Here is a 16,972-nt window from a genome sequence, read left to right as displayed (position 1 = left end):
AGGGTTATCCTAACTTGTCTAGGCACTAATCTAGGCATTAATTTTTTGCCACACATTAACCTGTGGGTGCGCAATACGGCGCATATTTGAAGGACGCCAAAACAACGCCTCACCTGGAGCCAATATAATATATCCACCTAACGCACACTGCTCTGATAGCCTTGCCAAAATATCACGCTGATCAAACTTGCGAAAATATAGCAGCATATTTTGACAGATAATGACATGCTGAAGGTGCGAAGTAGGTGGTTTTTGCTCAATAATATTGTGTAAAGCGAAGCTAACATAGCGTCGTAACATTGGCGCAATCTGCCAGTCGGTCTGAGTGCCAGTCATCGCCTTTTTTGCGGTAGATACCTTATAAAAGTGCGATTGGCTGATATCACACTTAGCTCGCAATGGCTGAACGAACTGCTGGCACAGGTCTGGAATTAACGACTGCTGCCGCTTATCATACTGCCCTAGTCGTGCTTTTGTAATGGCTTGTTGGCTAACATCTGTACCCAATATCGTATAAGTAATTAATTGTTCAGAAGCCAAGCTCATCGCCAATGACCATGTTTCTTGCCCACTGGCACAACCAACACTCCAAATGCGAAATAAATCATTAGCATCATTGTTGTGACCACGATCAGTACTAGTGGCAGTAAGCTGCTGGCGCTGATGCTGTAATGCACACTTTGTGACAAAATCGATAGAAGGCATATGGCGAAAAAAACGACTTTCGTGAATCAGTACTTTATCCAATAACTGTTGGCGTATTTCATCATTATTTGGTAGTTGACACCACAGCTTTTCAACTGTCAATCCATGTGATAATGCCGTGTGTTCAATCGCATTTATCAACCATTGCAGCTGGACATTGGGTAGAACAAAACCTATCTCTTGTTCTATATATCGCTGCCACTGCTGCACATCAAAACTGTCTGCCTGCAGCAAACCCTTAATCAACGAGGGTTTGGCTGCTTTGATAGAATTGCTGTCTGGTTGAGTAAAATTATTCACGTCACCTGCTATAGTCACTGCTGCAAATCATCGTATCTGCACAGTATATTATTAACACATTAATTTAAAGACGGTCAGTGGTCTAACACCTACTTGACGTTAACACTTGTCATTACACACTTGCTGATAACGCTTCTTCGGTGTCCAACATCTCGTTTTCTAGTAGCTCATCATCGTTCGATACTTTAAAACCAGTGACTGACTCTTGCAATGCTGCAGCCATTTCGCTCAGCTCACCAATAGAGCGCGCGGTTGCCATTGTGCCAGAAGAGGTCTGTGAGGTAATATCTTGAATAATATTCATCGTATGAGAGATGTGACCAGCAGATTCTGCCTGCTGCAAAGCAGCGTTTGAGATGTTTTGAATCAAGTCAGCCAAGGTATTAGAAACGCTCTGCACTTCTTCTAGGGCTTCACCAGCATCTTTTGCCAAGCGTGCACCGCGCACAACTTCAGAGGTCGTCGATTCCATTGACATAACTGCTTCGTTGGTATCTGCCTGAATGGTTTTTACCAAGGTTTCAATCTGCTTGGTAGCGTTAGCTGAACGCTCAGCAAGACGTTGGACTTCATCAGCAACGACCGCAAAGCCTCGACCAGCCTCACCTGCCATCGATGCCTGAATAGCAGCATTCAATGCCAAAACGTTGGTCTGATCAGCAATATCATTAATCAAACCAACGATATCACCAATTTCTTGCGAAGACTCACCAAGACGCTTGATACGTTTTGAGGTCTCTTGAATCTGATCACGAATCACGTTCATACCTTCAATAGAGCGCTGTACAACTTCCGCTCCATTATGAGAGATGGCTACTGAGCGCTGAGCAACAGTCGCCGATTCTGAAGCGTTGTTCGAAACTTGGTCAATCGATACTGTCATCTCATTAATAGCCGCTGATACACCAGCAATTTCTTGTGCTTGGTGCTCAGATGCTTCAGCAAGTTCGACTGCATTCATCTGTGTTTGGTCTGAAGACTGCGAAACGCGGTCAGCCGTGTTGTTAATAACTAAAACCAATTGACGTAATTGGTCAATCGCAAAGTTCACTGAGTCAGCAATTGCTCCAGTAAAATCTTCTGATACGGTGGCATTAACCGTCAAATCGCCTTCTGCTAAATCACCCAATTCATCAAGTAAACGTAGAATAGCAATCTGGTTACGTTCGTTTTCTTCTTGAATTTGACGCGCTCGCTCAGATTCCGCTTCTGCTTCCTGACGACGACGCAAGGTTTCTTTTTCAATGAGTAGACGCTCTGATCCCCCACGCTGCTTCAGTAACTGATACAGAGCAAAGAGGATGCCTAATACCCCTACGACAAATATAATCGCTGGTAAAGTAACGGATTGATTAAAATCAGCCAAGTACTGACTTACTGACGATAACGAATTGACCAGCCAAATCAGGCAGGCCACACTTATTAGCACAAAAAACCCTAACAATAACTTCCACTTGCTATTAGCGTCCTTGCCATCTGTTGTATTGGTCGTACCAGCTACAGGTTTCTTTATAACATCACTCATCGTACGTATTCCTTTCAAACAATCATCAAAGTCTCATCGTGACTGACTTTGACAATCTTATTGTTATAAAAACAACAGTGATTAGCAAAGCCTGTATGAATACTGACACCCAACCGTATCATGTCATTCGCTATTATTTCGTCATCGTTATAGCAGCCAGATAGCTGTTATCGACTGCTATATTGCAGCATCGGTATACTGCAGGTCTTGTGCGAGCAGGCTTGGCATAAAAACATACCAATCTTGCTCATTTTTAAAGAACTTACCGTGATTATAAGGAGCAAAAGGCGAATCAGGCTCTATAGCTTCTGCACGGTATTGATCATGCGTAAATTGTTCAATCCCAATAACTTGATCCACTAACAGTCCTGAAAAGAGATTGTCATGTTCAATGACAATGACTTTGCGTTGGCTCATTTGCGTTAAACGACTAGGAACCTGTAAAAACTGAGACAAATCAGTGATTGGCAATAGGCGTCCGCGGATATTGGCGATGCCTAGCATCCAAGGCTTCACTAGAGGCAAGCTGGTATACTCTGGCATGGCCAATACTTCTGATACTTGACCCATCGGTGCAACTAACCGCTGTCCGCCAATCTCGAATACCACACCTTGCCAGTCATACTCTTGTCCACCGCGGCGACCACTTTTGCGCGCGCGTGCCAAGTCTGCTAAACGCAGAAGCTCAATAAACCCTCTGGAAGCCACAATCTACTCCATTACTTTACGAATAATATTAACCAATCCATTTTCGTCAACAGGCTTTGCCATATACTCTTTAGCGCCTTGGCGTTTTCCCCAAACTCGATCGGTTTCCTGATTTTTGGTACTGATCATAATCACTGGAATATGCGCGGTGGTCTTACCTCGAGTAATTTTGCGAGTGGCCTGAAAACCGTTCATCTCAGGCATAACCACGTCCATTAAAATGACATCTGGTAAGTGATCAATGGCCATCTGGCAACCTTGCTCACCATTTATGGCCTCTAATACTTTAAAATTATGTCTGGCAAGCATGTCGCGAAATTTCGCCATCTCAGATGGTGAGTCGTCAATGACTAAAACTGTAGTCATAGGAATTTCCTTTATTTTCGAAAGTATCCATAAGGATATGTTGTTATATTATTGAGACAATCCGACTGAAAGTAGCACGCCAACCATGAATGGCAGGGCAACTCTCTTAACAGTTTCGATTAAATATTGAGCAGTTATTAGTAATATTTTATCAATACTAAATCTCTTAACCGTAATGCCTAGCCTAATTTATCTGATTCTATATAAAGCATAGCTATGCATAAATCATACCAACTTGTAAGACGATATTTAATGATATGTCTATAAGTGGACTTATTTATATTAGCGGTACTGATTAATTGCCTCGAACAGCTCATCTTTACTAAATGGCTTGGTCAAATACTCATCTGACCCCACAATACGACCACGCGCTTTGTCAAATAAGCCATCTTTAGACGACAACATAATCACAGGCTTGCTGGCATAATCAGGGTTATTTTTTATTAGCGCACAAGTCTGATAGCCATCCAAACGCGGCATCATGATGTCGACAAAAATAATATCTGGATTGTTATCGACAATTTTTGCTAAAGCATCAAAACCATCAATGGCGGTCACAACTTCGCAACCCGCTTTTTGTAATAAAGTCTCTGCGGTACGGCGAATGGTTTTTGAATCATCAATCACCATTACTTTTAAACCATCAAAATTATTTTCCATTATCAGTGTCCTATAAACGACTATTTATTCTTAATACCATCCATCAATGCAAAAACTTAACGGTTATTTCAACCTATCATATCATTCATTATTGGACTGATATGAGACGCTAAATTTGCATTACCATATGTTATGACAGTCAACATATCAGCTGCCAGTATCCGCCTGTCAAACAGAGCGTCAACATGGGCTACTATACGCACTTTCTAATTAATAAGCTTACTAAATTGCGCCAAATCTATGGCTTTTTAGACGACTTATTTTGCTTTTATTATCGTCCACTGCAACCGTATTTGGTCTAAAACAAGGTAAAGTACCTTTTATTACTGATGACGTTGACGATAAAAGAGGTAAGCCCGAAGCAGAAGAACCATCAACCTTATGATATCTCTGCATTATATAGAAACGCTTGGCACATTGCTGAATAATTTTCTTTTGTGATAAAAGTGTATCATTGTATTTTGTTATGTTTGTTTTAGCACAGTTATCGACTAATTTCCAGTTATGAGTAAGCCAATATTCGAACTGGTCAGTAATATAAAAATATGTTCAGACTAGCTGTCACTCCTACCTTAGCTAATGACTGGGTTTAGTAGCCTTAATGTCAGTGGTTTATTAAGTTTTTTGCGCTTATTTCACCCAGTGGCAATTCACTATATAATAAAACGATGACTACTATGGTGACTGCTATGACGGCTTCTAATTTTTAAAAATAGCACCTATCTACTGAGTGCTTTTCTTCTTGCTGCCTGTCAGCCATCACCGCCTACCAATGAGCCTGTGACTGCAGAAAACAGTGAGACTGTAGATACCCCTATTGTCATTACCGACGATAGTGTTACCATGACGCCAGATCATATATTGAGCATAAAACCTTCACGTTATCAGCCTAGCCTTGGTTTACAAGGTAAGATCGAACCTATCAAACAGACTAAGCTTATCGCTGCATACCCCATTAACGTCGAAGAAATAATGGTTACTGAGGGTCAATGGGTAGAAAAAGATATGCCGCTGCTTATCGTTCGACGCGTGCAATCAGAAAGCAAAACAGCAGATGCATCTAACCCGGTCAAGGAACAATCTTCGGCATCGAACAGCGTTGTCCCAGATTCTGAGATGACGAACGATGCGGTTGATGTAAAGCAAACACACTCACAAAAAACGGACGCTAGCTCAAAACCCAATCAGCCTACAGCAGAAAATGGTGCAACAACCACTAAAAACGACCCAATTGCTCACAAAGAAGAGGCAACAGCAAACGCCACAGTGGGCGCTCCTAAAAACGCAGTCGGCAATCCTAAAAACAATGACCAAACCAGCGCTAATAGCACGGCAAGCTCAAAACCGCAGCAGAGTCAGTATAATTTGGTCACTGTGCGTGCCAGTTTTTCTGGCCGTGTAAAAAACTTATATGCCAAAGCAGGTCAAAGACTAGAGGCGCGCACGCCTTTATTACAGCTTAGCGATGAAACTAAATTACACTTTATCGCGACCCTACCTATTCAAGCAGAACCACAACTTTCGGTTGGTCAGACTGTCAATTTTACAGCTGAAGGTATGTCGGAACAGTTCACAGGACAAGTCAGTAAACTGACCGCGACCAGCCAGCCAAAAAAGCTGTTGGTCTATGTTAATGTCATTGACAATGAAGCAAGTCGAGACAAGTTATTGCCAGATATGAAAGTCACGGGGCGGGTTAATTATGGTCAAATAGATGTGGGCACTATCGTACCTAATCGCGCGTTGCACGATGTTGACTTGACAGAATTACAAACGTCACCATATAAGCCTCTGTCACCGTTAACTGCTAACGTGTGGATTATTGGACAGGATCAGCGCCTAACACGCCAGCCTATTGAAGTAGTCGAATATGACCCTATCACAAAGCAGTATTTAATTGCGGGTATTAGCAATGACAGTTTGATTTGTTTGGCTGATTTACCAGCTGATGCTAAAGGTAAAAAAGTCAATGTCTCATAGCTATGCATACCGACAGTTACATTGTGTAGAAACATTAACAAAGCCTCTCTTGTTTTGTAACTGCGTAATTAGCAATATGGCCGTATGATATATAGCATTAACCGAGTATTCTGAATCATTGGTATTAAATGACTCAATATCTTGAAAGTTTGAGAAATCTTAGAAAGTTTGAGAACCTAGAGGCTTAATCGTTTAACTGTTTGAGATCCTAAAATCAGCGATGTATTTATCGTGATACAAAATATCAAAACAGATGAAATGTTTGGCCAACCATAACAACAACTAGAGGATAACCCATGAGCAAGCAGATTTTATTAATCGAAGATGATCCTGATCTAGCTGAGTTAATCAGCGATTACCTGACCATGAATTATTATGACGTCCATCATGCAGGGCTTGGTCAAGAAGGGCTTGATTTATTGGATGCCAAAGAGCGTGACATTGATTTGGTCGTGCTTGACTTAATGCTGCCTGATATGGATGGTATGCAAGTTTGTCAAAAAATTCGCGGCAATAAAAATAACATGACCAATAAAGTACCAATTATCATGTTGACAGCGAAAGGCGATACCACCGATCGCGTGCTAGGTCTTGAGATGGGTGCTGACGATTATATATCTAAGCCTTTTGAGCCACGTGAGCTTCTCGCTCGAATCCGTGCTGTTATTCGCCGTCATGAGCAGCCCAATCAAGCAGATAGCCAGTCTGATAGCTTGACCTTTGGTCGTTTGAGCGTGTTTCCTGACAGCCATGAAGTGACCATCGATGATGAGCCTGTTCGTTTAACGACGCATCAGTTTCAATTATTGCATTACTTTGCCACCCACTCTGGTAAAGTATTGAATCGCGAGCAACTGTGGCAAGCCATGCCCAATGATGACAGCTCAGATAATATCGATCGCGCCATTGATGTTCATATCTCGCGTCTGCGTGCTTTAATTGAAGACAACCCACGCCAGCCAAAACGTATTATTACCGTACGCGGTGTTGGTTATCAATTTGCCACTGATCAGGTTTGATCACAAAAGTGGCAAATTAATCGATAAAAACCATACTTTTGATTGGTTTATGCAAATTAGAAGTATGAGTGGATATAAACGGCTGATAGTAGAGATGGTTTAATGCAGCAGTTGGGATTTCGTTCGGTATTTGCCAAATTATTTGCCAGTGTCATGCTGGCACTTATTTTATTTGCAGTGGCGATGGTGCTGTTGACGCAACTTGTGCACGATAAAGATGCAAGTATTCGATCAGAAGTATTGGCCACTCAGATTTTAGGACAAATAGACCCTTTCTTGCATGAGTTGAATATCTCTGTTAGCGAGGACAATCGCTTGCAAGCGCGCTTTATGCTAGCAGTGGTCAAAAAGAGCTTTGATATCTTTGATGAGTCATTACAGGCAAAGATGGGCTTGTATGACAGCGAAGGTCGATTGCTAATGCAAACGGATAACAGCGATTTGCCATTGGAGTTGCCCGCACCGCCCTCTTTATTTTCACGCGTTTTTCCCTCTCTCGCAGACACCTCCCCTACCAAGCAAGCTCAGGTTTATAGCAGTACCGGCTATACGCTTTTGTATGAATCACGCTTACCGCCTAAAAAACCAGTACTCTCTCTGCGCTGAATTTATTTACTGGCACACTACTATTGTTACTTATTATGGCAGGTGTCCTATGGTGGATTGCTCGTACCATCACTTGGCGCATCAATCAGATGAGCCAGCAGATGGCGCAACTGGGTGATGGTGATTTTACCGTACGGGTGAATGCTCGTGGTAACGATGAGATCGCTTCACTAGCGCGTGGATTTAACCAAGCAGCACAAAAAATCGAACACCTTATCGATGCCAATAACCTGCTCTTAGCACATGCTTCTCATGAGCTACGTACCCCCATTACTCGTATCCGCTTACAGATTGAGATGATGGATATGCTCGCCGGGGCGCTACCATCTGATACCAAAGCAAAGTTTGATAAACGTGCGCAAGCGATTAACCGTGATTTGTCAGGGCTCAATGATTTGGTAGAGAGTATCTTATTGGTGAGTCGTTTAGACGCCGGTCATGCCTTGCAGCAAGTTGAAAGCTTAGACTTATACGATCTGGTGAATCAAGAACGGCAACATTATCCTGAAGCGACGCTCATTGGTGAACATATTGTGATCGATGGTCAATCATCGATGTTGACCCATTTAATTCGCAACTTGTTAACCAATGCCATGCTACACGGCAAGCCACCCGTGACGGTACTATTGTATGGTGTGCAAACTATTGATGAAGCAGATACCATACCTGATTACCTGCTGCAAACAATACTCTGCAGTAGCTTTGCCGATTATAATAGCTCTGATTTTGACTCCTATCACCAACCAATCGAGGTTAATGAAGACGATACGCATAATCATATTGCGCATAGTAATATTACGCATAGTCATATACACTCAAACGATTCTTCTCATAGTACTGGTAAAGTTAAATCTGAAGCAACGGATGCTATTATCCTGTTGCCAGCACCACCGATATATAAAAACGGAGAAAATATTGCGGTTGAGCATGATCTCAATTCCGATACCGATGCTGATGCCGATGTAAATATAGAGACTAAAATAGATAAGGCTGATATTAATAATACCAACAGCGACATTGACTCTATTGAAACCTGTGCGACCTTAACAGAATCTACTGATGCGGATAGTGTTCAAACTGACTCAAGCACTTCGACAAACTTAGTCAACAGTAACGATACCGTTGGAAGCACCAGCACATCCTCATTGATTGCTAATTATCATAACTTTACCAATGATTTGACTGAAAAAATTAAAAAGATGGTTTGGAAAGCAGTTCCTGACACTGAAGAGCCGTCTGCAGTTATCAATGACGCTAAGAGTACTGCTTGAATGATGCAATTCCTAAATCCAAAGGTGCCATAACAAATAAAGGTGGCAATACACGTGATAAGGGTGATGCTCAAAACAACACTCAAAATCCTACGGAAGTACTCAGTACACCGCGCAAAGAAGGCTTGTTTGCCAAGCATCTCAAAAAAGCCAAGACCGATCCTGTACGCCCATTACCGAAATATGCAGTATTGGCAGTGATTGATGAAGGCACGGGTATTCCAGAAGACAAACGTGAAGAAGTATTTAGCCCATTTGTGCGGTTGCAACAAAAAAATAAAGGCTCTGGGCTAGGCTTATCGCTAGTATCACAAATCGTTACCGCCCATCAGGGGCGCATCATTACTGATACGTTGAATGGACATACTAGGTTTTTAGTTGTTATACCAGTCAAGCACGACCCACATTATCACCAGCATGACTAGGGCGTTTCTTCAATTCAATCTAGTAACCTTTAAATGGGCTAAATTTTGCCAAACATCGTCAAATAGTGTATCAATATCTCGATATTATTTGCGCTACTTTCCTTGTTTGACGGCGATTTATCTCATTTTTATCACCATTTTTAAAATAAGGACACAACCTAGTCAGCGATGCTATAGTAGATTCAATTTAAAAGTAGTACAAGGCAACCGAGTGTAGATGTATATTTAATATTTCAAGCGAGGTTAACGCAGTAATACTTTTATAGTGGAATGACTATATAAGGTGCTATGAACAGACACTTCATTCTACTCGATCATCGCGACTCACATTCTACAAAACCCCTCTTACTAATAGCTATTAATCATAAGCCTGTCACGGATGTTCATATCCAAAGTGCTCGATAATATGCTATATTAGCGCCCCTTATTATAGGGTTATTAACGGTTGTTTCTTAATTGGCTTCTTACATTGTTAAAGAGGCCCGACAGCGCGTTTGTGACTATTAAAAAAATTATTGAATTTTGAGCCCTCCATGAATGACATGATTGTCTTAAACAATGTGACCAAGAGTTTTTTAAGCGACCGATCAATCAAAGACAAAGATGGCAAACCACATTGGTTTACTGCCGTTGAACCGACCTCGTTATCTGTCCAGCAAGGCGAAATCTTCGGCCTAATGGGATACTCGGGTGCCGGTAAGTCTACTTTGCTACGCCTAATCAATATGCTTGAGCGTCCAGATGCTGGTCAAGTCATCGTCGATGGCACTGACTTGACCACTTTGTCTGCCAGTGAATTGCGTATCGCTCGGCATAATATTGGTATGATTTTTCAGCAATTTAATCTGATGTCCAATCGTACTGTTTTTGACAACGTGGCCTTTAATTTAACTGTTTCAGGATATCCGAGCCGCGACATTCATAAACGAGTCATGGATTGCCTAGAGATTGTTGATCTAACAGACCGCGCTGGTCACTACCCTGCGCAGCTGTCAGGCGGACAAAAACAGCGTGTCGGTATTGCCCGAGCGATTGCCCCCAGTCCTAAAGTATTATTGGCTGATGAGCCAACCAGTGCGCTTGATCCTGCGACGACCCGCAGCTTGTTGACTTGTCTACGCAATATCAACGAACAACTTGGCGTCACCATTGTGATTGTGACTCATGAGATGAGTGTCATCCGTAGGCTGTGTGATCGCGCCGCATTACTGCATCAAGGTCAACTCTTGGAAGTTGCGGATGTGAGAGACGGTCTGATTCAGGCGACCACCCCGATTGGCAAAGGCTTAGTGCACGAAGACTAATGAGGCAGGAGAAATAAATATGTTAACTGGTAGTGAATTATCCGCCTCGATAGACAAGCTGTTTGCCCTGCGCAAAGAGATTGTGAACGCGTTTATTGATACATTTATTATGCTTGGCATCTCAACGACGGTGGCGATTGTCATCGGTGGGTTGTTTGGCATATTTTTGTTTTTATCCAGTGATCGACAGTTTTTGCAAAACAAAACATTGTATGGTCTGCTTGGTGGTATCACCAACTTTATGCGCGCTTTCCCATTTGTCATTTTGATGATTGCCATGAGCCCATTTACTAAGGCTATCGTTGGCACGGGTATTGGACCGATTGCGGCCTCATTGGTACTCGCCATTGCAGGTTCGTTTTATTTTGCCCGTTTGGTCGAGCAAAACTTACGTGAAGTGCCACGCGGTATCATTGAGGCGACCGAGTCTATGGGCGCACGTCCTTTGACCATTATTAAAGTCTTACTCAATGAAGCACGCTCAGGACTGGTATTGTCCGTGACGATTCTCTGTATCAGCCTGCTCTCTTATTCAGCAGCGGCAGGTATGATTGGCGGCGGTGGTCTGGGGGATTTAGCCATTCGTTATGGCTACTATCGTTATCAAACGGAGGTGATGATTTTTATCGTTATTGTCCTATCAATAATGGTCGTCTCCATTCAAGCATCAGGTAATTGGTTGGCTAACCGTTTGGATAAACGATAGAAAAAAGACTTAGACAAAGCCAGTTAACGCTAATATGAATAATACTCAGGGTTTAATGCCGATTCATCCTAAGCAAAATGCTTGACTTTGTTACTGAGACCCTTTAATTTTGATACTAACTTAACAGTCGTTAACTTAGCAGCATTACTATCCCTAATGTTGCTTTTTTAATGGCCAGCGTTTGCCTCCATCCCATCCCTCTTATTAAGGAAGCTCCATGAAATTAACAGATATCAGCCGTCAGTTAGCGACTGCATTTGCTGCCGTTGGCGTATCAAGCTAGTCTTGGTTGGTTGCAACAACTCATCAGCACCAGAAGCAACTAAAGAGCCTGTTACTGAAGGCTCAACAGCAGAAACTGCCGCTAGCGATATCGATCCTGAACATACCAAAATCGTCATCGGTACCACCGAAGGTGACTTCGCCGATATGGTGCGTAACCAAGTGAAAAGCTCACTGGAAGCGCAAGGTTACGAAGTTGAGCTGATTGCTTTTACTGACTATGTACGCCCAAACCTTGCCTTGGCTGAAGGTGATTTGGACATCAACATCTTCCAGCATAAGCCTTATCTTGATACCTTCAAAAAAGAAAACAATCTTGATCTGGTAGAAGTTTTCCAAGTACCTACTGCCCCACTTGGCATTTACTCAGGTAAAAAGACCACGCTTGATGATGTTTATAAAGGCATGAGAGTCTCTGCACCAAATGATCCAAGTAACTTTGCTCGTGCGCTGGTGATGATGGATGATCTTGGCTGGATCACGCTAAAAGACAATATTGACCCACTAACGGCATCAAAAACTGACATCGCTGATAACAGCAAATACGACATTGAAATCATTGAGTTAGAAGCCGCTCAATTGCCACGTGCTCGTGATGAAGTCGACTTTGCCGTCATCAATGGCAACTATGCACGGATGCTGGCATCAAGCTGACTGAAGCGCTATTTCAAGAGCCTAGCTTTGCTTATGTCAACTGGTCAGCCATCAAATCAGCAGATGCTGGCAAAAAATGGGTCGAAGATGTGACCAATGCATATAACTCAGAAGCCTTTAAAAAGTATGCTCATGAAACTTTCCCTGGTTATAAGTACCCAAAAATCTGGGGCTCTGATCACAGTGCGCACACGGATACCGCAACAAAACCTGCACCTGTAGAAGCTGCTGCTCAATAAGCTCATAAGCCAAAAGCACTTAAATCCAAAACACTCAAATATCGTCTTCGTCCCGATTGTAAACGCCCATTGCTAGATAGTGATGGGCGTTTTTTATGGGCTCGATTTTACGATTTTTATTTTTTAACCGCGCGCTGCTGTCTATCAGTTACTAAAAATGACGTTACAGCCTGTTTGTCCTTTGTAGGAAAGCGTCACGTGCCCTTTTACTTGCTGCCAATTTTTTCTATAGTGGGTAGGTCAAATAGAGAGGGTGATCAGAATATTGATGATTCGATGCTCTATCAATAAATACACAAATAACAAGGATAATAAGATGCGTGCTAAAACTTATAATATTCGTACCGCTGGACAAGCAAATATTCCTGTACTAGGGCTTGGTACATGGCAATCGACCGGTCAAGATTGTGTTAATGTCGTCAGTCAAGCGTTGAAAATGGGTTATGAGCACATCGATACCGCTCAAGCTTATGGTAATGAAAAAAAAGTTGGTCAAGGTATCAAACAATCAGGGGTATCTCGTGATAAGTTCTTTTTGACCACAAAGATTTTTCCTGATGACATGAAGTTTGAGCCTGAGAAATTGATTGCCGCCGCCAAACGCTCTTTAGCAGACTTAGATACTGATTACGTTGATTTGCTACTATTGCACTGGCCGGATGACCGTGTTCCTTTATCTGAAACCATTCCTGCCTTGTGCGAACTACAGAAACAAGGTCTGACGCGCCATATCGGGGTCTCTAACTTTAATATTGCCAATATTATTGAAGCTGAGAAATATGCTGATGTACCGATTGTGGTCAATCAGGTTGAGTTTCATCCGTTCATCAAGCAAAAAACCTTGCAGACTTTTTTGAATAATCACCACATTCTACTCGAAGCTTATTCACCACTTGCACGCGGTGATGTATTCGATAATGAGATTATTAAAGAAATCGCTGACAAACATAATGTCACGCCAGCACAGATATCATTGGCTTGGATTCTGGCAGACAAGCATCGTATCGCTATTCCGAAAACGTCTAACCCTGATCATTTGCAAGGCAACTTAGACGCTATAAAAGTACAATTAAGTGCGGATGATATTGAGAAAATCAGCAGCTTAGCGCGTGCTGATGGGCGCAAAATTAAGCATCCAGATTACTCGCCTGAATGGGACGACTAAGTTCTCGTAAAAAACCACCAAAACTTATTAGTACTAAAATTCATGTAAAAAAAGAGCCGCTAATAATATATTAGCGGCTCTTTTACTATGGTATGGACTATATAATTACTGCTGTAGAGTATCTGTCTCATGTACCTTTTCAGCAGGATTATATTGCTCAGAAGGAGGCACTACACCGCTACGGTTGTTTTCTTTCATCGATTTGGCCACTTCTGGCGGCATGTAATTTTCATCATGCTTCGCCAAGACTTCTCCAGCGACAAAAGTATCACCCTGCATCTTACCTGTCGCGACGACACCTGAGTTTTCAGCAAATAAATCTGGCAAAATACCTTGATAAGTCACAGGTACTGTCGATTGAAAGTCCGTAATGGCAAACTCAACGTTTAGTGGATTGTCTTCTGCGCGCTGGACACTACCCGCAACGACCATACCGCCTGCTCGAATACGCTTATCTTGTGGTGCTTCACCTTGTGCAATCGCGGTAGCATCAAAGTAGTAATCGGTCTGTTGCCCAATGGCATAAAGAACCAATACCACGGCTATCGCCGCCCCTGCAAGCGTAAACATAACCCACATCAGTTTTTTGCGACGAACTGCGTTCATACCACTACCTCATTGATGAGTCACTGTTTTATAAACTATAGTCAATGCCATACAAATATATAAAACAGAAAAATTTGAAGAAACTACCATTAGAAAAACGTTCTAAAAATGTCTTTCTAATCGTACTCTTCTAATGGCTATATGGTAGCATTTTTCGGACAAATCAATAAGCCCTATAACCTCTGTGACAGTCACCTCTTTATCAGGTGCTAAGTTGCAGATTGAGTGGCTAAAAATTAACGGCTAACGCTAGATAGGACGAACCTACTAGCTAATGAGGCTGTTTGGTGACAGGCATGGTTGTTTTAGCAGTACGCTGTGCTTGCCGCGCTTGCTGAATGGTCAACTGTTTGATTAAAGCCTGTCGTTGTCTACGACTATAAATAACAAAAGCCAGCATCATGCCAACGGTAATTGCCCAGCACGACCAAACAAAAACACCATGCTTACCCATGGCAAGAAATTCAGATACGCTATAAAAGTAAGGCTGCATAATATTTTCCTAGCCGTGATTTTTTTGGCGACAGTCATGACCGTCATTTAGCTTGCCTGCGAATGTATTCTTTGACCCACGCTTTGCCTTGATCACGATACAAAATAAGGGTATTGGTACGATAAATCGCTAATGTTGCCACTAATAAATAACTACCAATAATCATCAGTAATAAGGGCATCCACATATCTGCTGACATCTTGGGGGCGGCGGTCAAAGTAAAGGTCGAGCTTGATGCAAGGTGTTCCACCACTGTACCGAATACTTGATAATGGGCAGATTTACTGCGCCAACAATAGACAAAATGGCCGCGGCTTTACCACGATTGGCAGTATGCTCAAACGCGGCAAATAACGCCATCACGCCCGCATACAGAAACGCCAAAATGAGCATAGAGGTCAAACGTGCATCCCAAACCCAGTAAGTACCCCAAGTGGGTTTCGCCCAAATAGAACCCGTGATTAAGCTAATCACACAGAGCAAGAATCCTAGCGGAGCAAGCGCCTGTGCCACCAGACTGGCGGTCTTGATTTTCCAAACTAAAAAAATGACCCCGAGCACTGCTAAGGCAAAATAGATGGAAATAGCGATACTGGCAGCGGGTACGTGAATAAAGATAATGCGGTAGCTATTGCCCTGCAGATAATCAGGCGGCGCAAAAGCGAGACCCCAGATACTACCGATCAATAGGCAAATACTGGCTAATATGGCTAACCACTTGACCCAAGGCGAAAAAATTCGAAAAAACTGCTTGGTACCCACAGTGGTCAAAAAGCCTTGCCAGATGCGCTGCCACAAGCTAGGAGATGAGACGTTATTCAAGTTGGGCATGGGAATAAACCTATTGGCACAGCGTATTGGTCGTAACCGATATAGCGCATCATGGGCGCGACTACCTGCTAACCTGCTGGCGTTAAACACTGGATAAAATCTACAAGTGATTGTTTGCTTAGTTAACTGACTATTATAGCAAAATTGCCAGTTTTCAACATGCTGTTAATACAAAGGTTTTTTATAGCCTTTTTTATTACAAACTCTCAATACAGAGAGTTGTACATAAATTATGTCGTTTCTAATTCAGCCACGCCATTTTTAACGTCATGGCAATCACCCATGGCATCACCAAAACCGAGATAATACTGCCTGCTAGTAATAAAGCCAGTATCGGTAAACCATTGAGACCAGTGGCAAATAAATCAACCGCTCCTGTGGCAAAAATCAATACAGGCAACTGCATCGGTAATGCAATCAAAGGTACTAGCACCGCACCATTCTTTAATGACAGCGTCAAACTACTCGCGACCGCTGACAGCATCAACAACATCGGACTGCCCGTCACAATAGAAGCCATCAATATCCACGCCTCAAACCAACTAAGCTGAAACAAAGGCACGGCAAGTAAGCTAAGCGCTGCCACAATACCACTACTAAAAATCCAATGGATAACCAAACGAATCAATACCCATAAGGGCAATGATGCTTTGGCAACGACCAATTGCGCCAGTGTGCCATTATCAAGGGCAGGCTTAAACAAACCATCGACACCCATGACCAGTGACAGCAAAGCGGCAATCCAAACTGCCGACACGCCAAGGCGTTGCAATAGCGCAGGCTCGCTACCCACTGCTAGCGGAAATAAGGTGATAATGACCAAAAATAGCACTAGCGGATAAAGCCACTGCACGGCACCCTGTTGTTTGACTTGCCACTCGCGCCGCCATAACTGCATAAAGCTGATACCGCGCACCGCAGCTAAGTCAGTATTTGAGCTTTTATTCACTGTTTGTACTGGACCGTCTATTTCTATCATTTATTTGCTCTTCTACGGATGCTTGGGACACTTATACTGAGAGTATGCAAACTATAGTCAAGGAATTTTAGAATCGCTACAAGGCGACCGACCGCAGATAGTACACTGAGTACATCTAGGGTGGGTAACACCGTAGCGGTTTAAAAGT

General features: G+C 42.6%; 13 protein-coding genes and 5 pseudogenes. 9 read left to right on the top strand and 9 right to left on the bottom strand.

All coding sequences use genetic code 11. The features are described from left to right. Positions 1 to 30 precede the first annotated feature (30 nt). The 5 genes and pseudogenes from TT12_RS07420 to pilG all read right to left on the bottom strand — a co-directional run bounded on the left by TT12_RS07420 (position 31) and on the right by pilG (position 4,264). Positions 31 to 1,005, bottom strand: coding sequence for a CheR family methyltransferase (locus TT12_RS07420; protein ID WP_201605189.1), 975 nt, complete (start codon positions 1,003 to 1,005; stop codon positions 31 to 33). A 112-nt stretch (positions 1,006 to 1,117) separates the two neighbouring features. Further along, a pseudogene (locus TT12_RS07415) lies at positions 1,118 to 2,191 on the bottom strand (methyl-accepting chemotaxis protein); the annotation flags it as partial. A 516-nt stretch (positions 2,192 to 2,707) separates the two neighbouring features. After that, a complete protein-coding gene (locus TT12_RS07410) occupies positions 2,708 to 3,238 on the bottom strand; it encodes a chemotaxis protein CheW (protein WP_045453507.1) in 531 nt (176 codons plus the stop codon). Between the two features lie 3 nt (positions 3,239 to 3,241). Further along, the gene (locus tag TT12_RS07405) at positions 3,242 to 3,604 is read right to left on the bottom strand and encodes a response regulator (protein ID WP_045444033.1); all 363 of its coding nucleotides are present in this window, start codon (positions 3,602 to 3,604) and stop codon (positions 3,242 to 3,244) included. Between the two features lie 282 nt (positions 3,605 to 3,886). Beyond that, the gene (gene pilG / locus TT12_RS07400) at positions 3,887 to 4,264 is read right to left on the bottom strand and encodes a twitching motility response regulator PilG (protein ID WP_045453505.1); all 378 of its coding nucleotides are present in this window, start codon (positions 4,262 to 4,264) and stop codon (positions 3,887 to 3,889) included. Positions 4,265 to 4,526: 262 nt separating this feature from the next. Between pilG and TT12_RS18355 the strand changes: the two genes are divergently transcribed. The 9 genes and pseudogenes from TT12_RS18355 (at position 4,527) to TT12_RS07360 (ending at position 13,915) form a co-directional block, all read left to right on the top strand. Further along, positions 4,527 to 4,649, top strand: a complete 123-nt coding sequence (locus TT12_RS18355) for a hypothetical protein (protein WP_279378840.1) — start codon at positions 4,527 to 4,529, stop codon at positions 4,647 to 4,649. Between the two features lie 395 nt (positions 4,650 to 5,044). Continuing rightward, positions 5,045 to 6,244, top strand: coding sequence for an efflux RND transporter periplasmic adaptor subunit (locus tag TT12_RS07395; RefSeq protein ID WP_243443477.1), 1,200 nt, complete (start codon positions 5,045 to 5,047; stop codon positions 6,242 to 6,244). 296 nt (positions 6,245 to 6,540) lie between these two features. Next, on the top strand, positions 6,541 to 7,263 hold the full coding sequence (locus tag TT12_RS07390; RefSeq protein ID WP_045444030.1) for a response regulator transcription factor: 723 nt from the start codon (positions 6,541 to 6,543) through the stop codon (positions 7,261 to 7,263). 102 nt (positions 7,264 to 7,365) lie between these two features. Continuing rightward, positions 7,366 to 8,558 (top strand): annotated as a pseudogene (locus TT12_RS19355) (HAMP domain-containing protein); the annotation flags it as partial. Positions 8,559 to 9,316: 758 nt separating this feature from the next. Beyond that, a pseudogene (locus tag TT12_RS19350) lies at positions 9,317 to 9,565 on the top strand (sensor histidine kinase); the annotation flags it as partial. Between the two features lie 533 nt (positions 9,566 to 10,098). After that, positions 10,099 to 10,869, top strand: coding sequence for a methionine ABC transporter ATP-binding protein (locus TT12_RS07375; protein WP_201605185.1), 771 nt, complete (start codon positions 10,099 to 10,101; stop codon positions 10,867 to 10,869). A gap of 19 nt (positions 10,870 to 10,888) precedes the next feature. Next, positions 10,889 to 11,575, top strand: a complete 687-nt coding sequence (locus TT12_RS07370) for a methionine ABC transporter permease (protein WP_045453498.1) — start codon at positions 10,889 to 10,891, stop codon at positions 11,573 to 11,575. A gap of 217 nt (positions 11,576 to 11,792) precedes the next feature. Beyond that, a pseudogene (locus TT12_RS07365) lies at positions 11,793 to 12,750 on the top strand (MetQ/NlpA family ABC transporter substrate-binding protein). 316 nt (positions 12,751 to 13,066) lie between these two features. Further along, positions 13,067 to 13,915 (top strand): aldo/keto reductase, encoded by an 849-nt coding sequence (locus TT12_RS07360; protein WP_045453496.1) that lies wholly within the window; start codon positions 13,067 to 13,069, stop codon positions 13,913 to 13,915. A gap of 105 nt (positions 13,916 to 14,020) precedes the next feature. Here TT12_RS07360 and ccmE read toward each other — a convergent pair whose 3' ends face one another. The 4 genes and pseudogenes from ccmE to TT12_RS07340 all read right to left on the bottom strand — a co-directional run bounded on the left by ccmE (position 14,021) and on the right by TT12_RS07340 (position 16,743). Continuing rightward, a complete protein-coding gene (gene ccmE, locus TT12_RS07355) occupies positions 14,021 to 14,521 on the bottom strand; it encodes a cytochrome c maturation protein CcmE (protein WP_045453493.1) in 501 nt (166 codons plus the stop codon). Between the two features lie 271 nt (positions 14,522 to 14,792). After that, positions 14,793 to 15,014 carry a heme exporter protein CcmD gene (ccmD, locus tag TT12_RS07350; RefSeq protein ID WP_045453491.1) on the bottom strand — a complete coding sequence of 74 codons (222 nt, stop codon included), beginning with the start codon at positions 15,012 to 15,014 and terminating at the stop codon, positions 14,793 to 14,795. Positions 15,015 to 15,057: 43 nt separating this feature from the next. Continuing rightward, positions 15,058 to 15,845 (bottom strand): annotated as a pseudogene (ccmC, locus tag TT12_RS07345) (heme ABC transporter permease CcmC). A gap of 241 nt (positions 15,846 to 16,086) precedes the next feature. Next, the gene (locus TT12_RS07340) at positions 16,087 to 16,743 is read right to left on the bottom strand and encodes a heme exporter protein CcmB (protein WP_045444605.1); all 657 of its coding nucleotides are present in this window, start codon (positions 16,741 to 16,743) and stop codon (positions 16,087 to 16,089) included. Positions 16,744 to 16,972: the final 229 nt, after the last annotated feature.

This window comes from Psychrobacter sp. JCM 18903, from assembly GCF_000586475.1.
Taxonomy (GTDB): domain Bacteria; phylum Pseudomonadota; class Gammaproteobacteria; order Pseudomonadales; family Moraxellaceae; genus Psychrobacter.
This window is presented reverse-complemented; position numbering and strand designations above follow the sequence as displayed.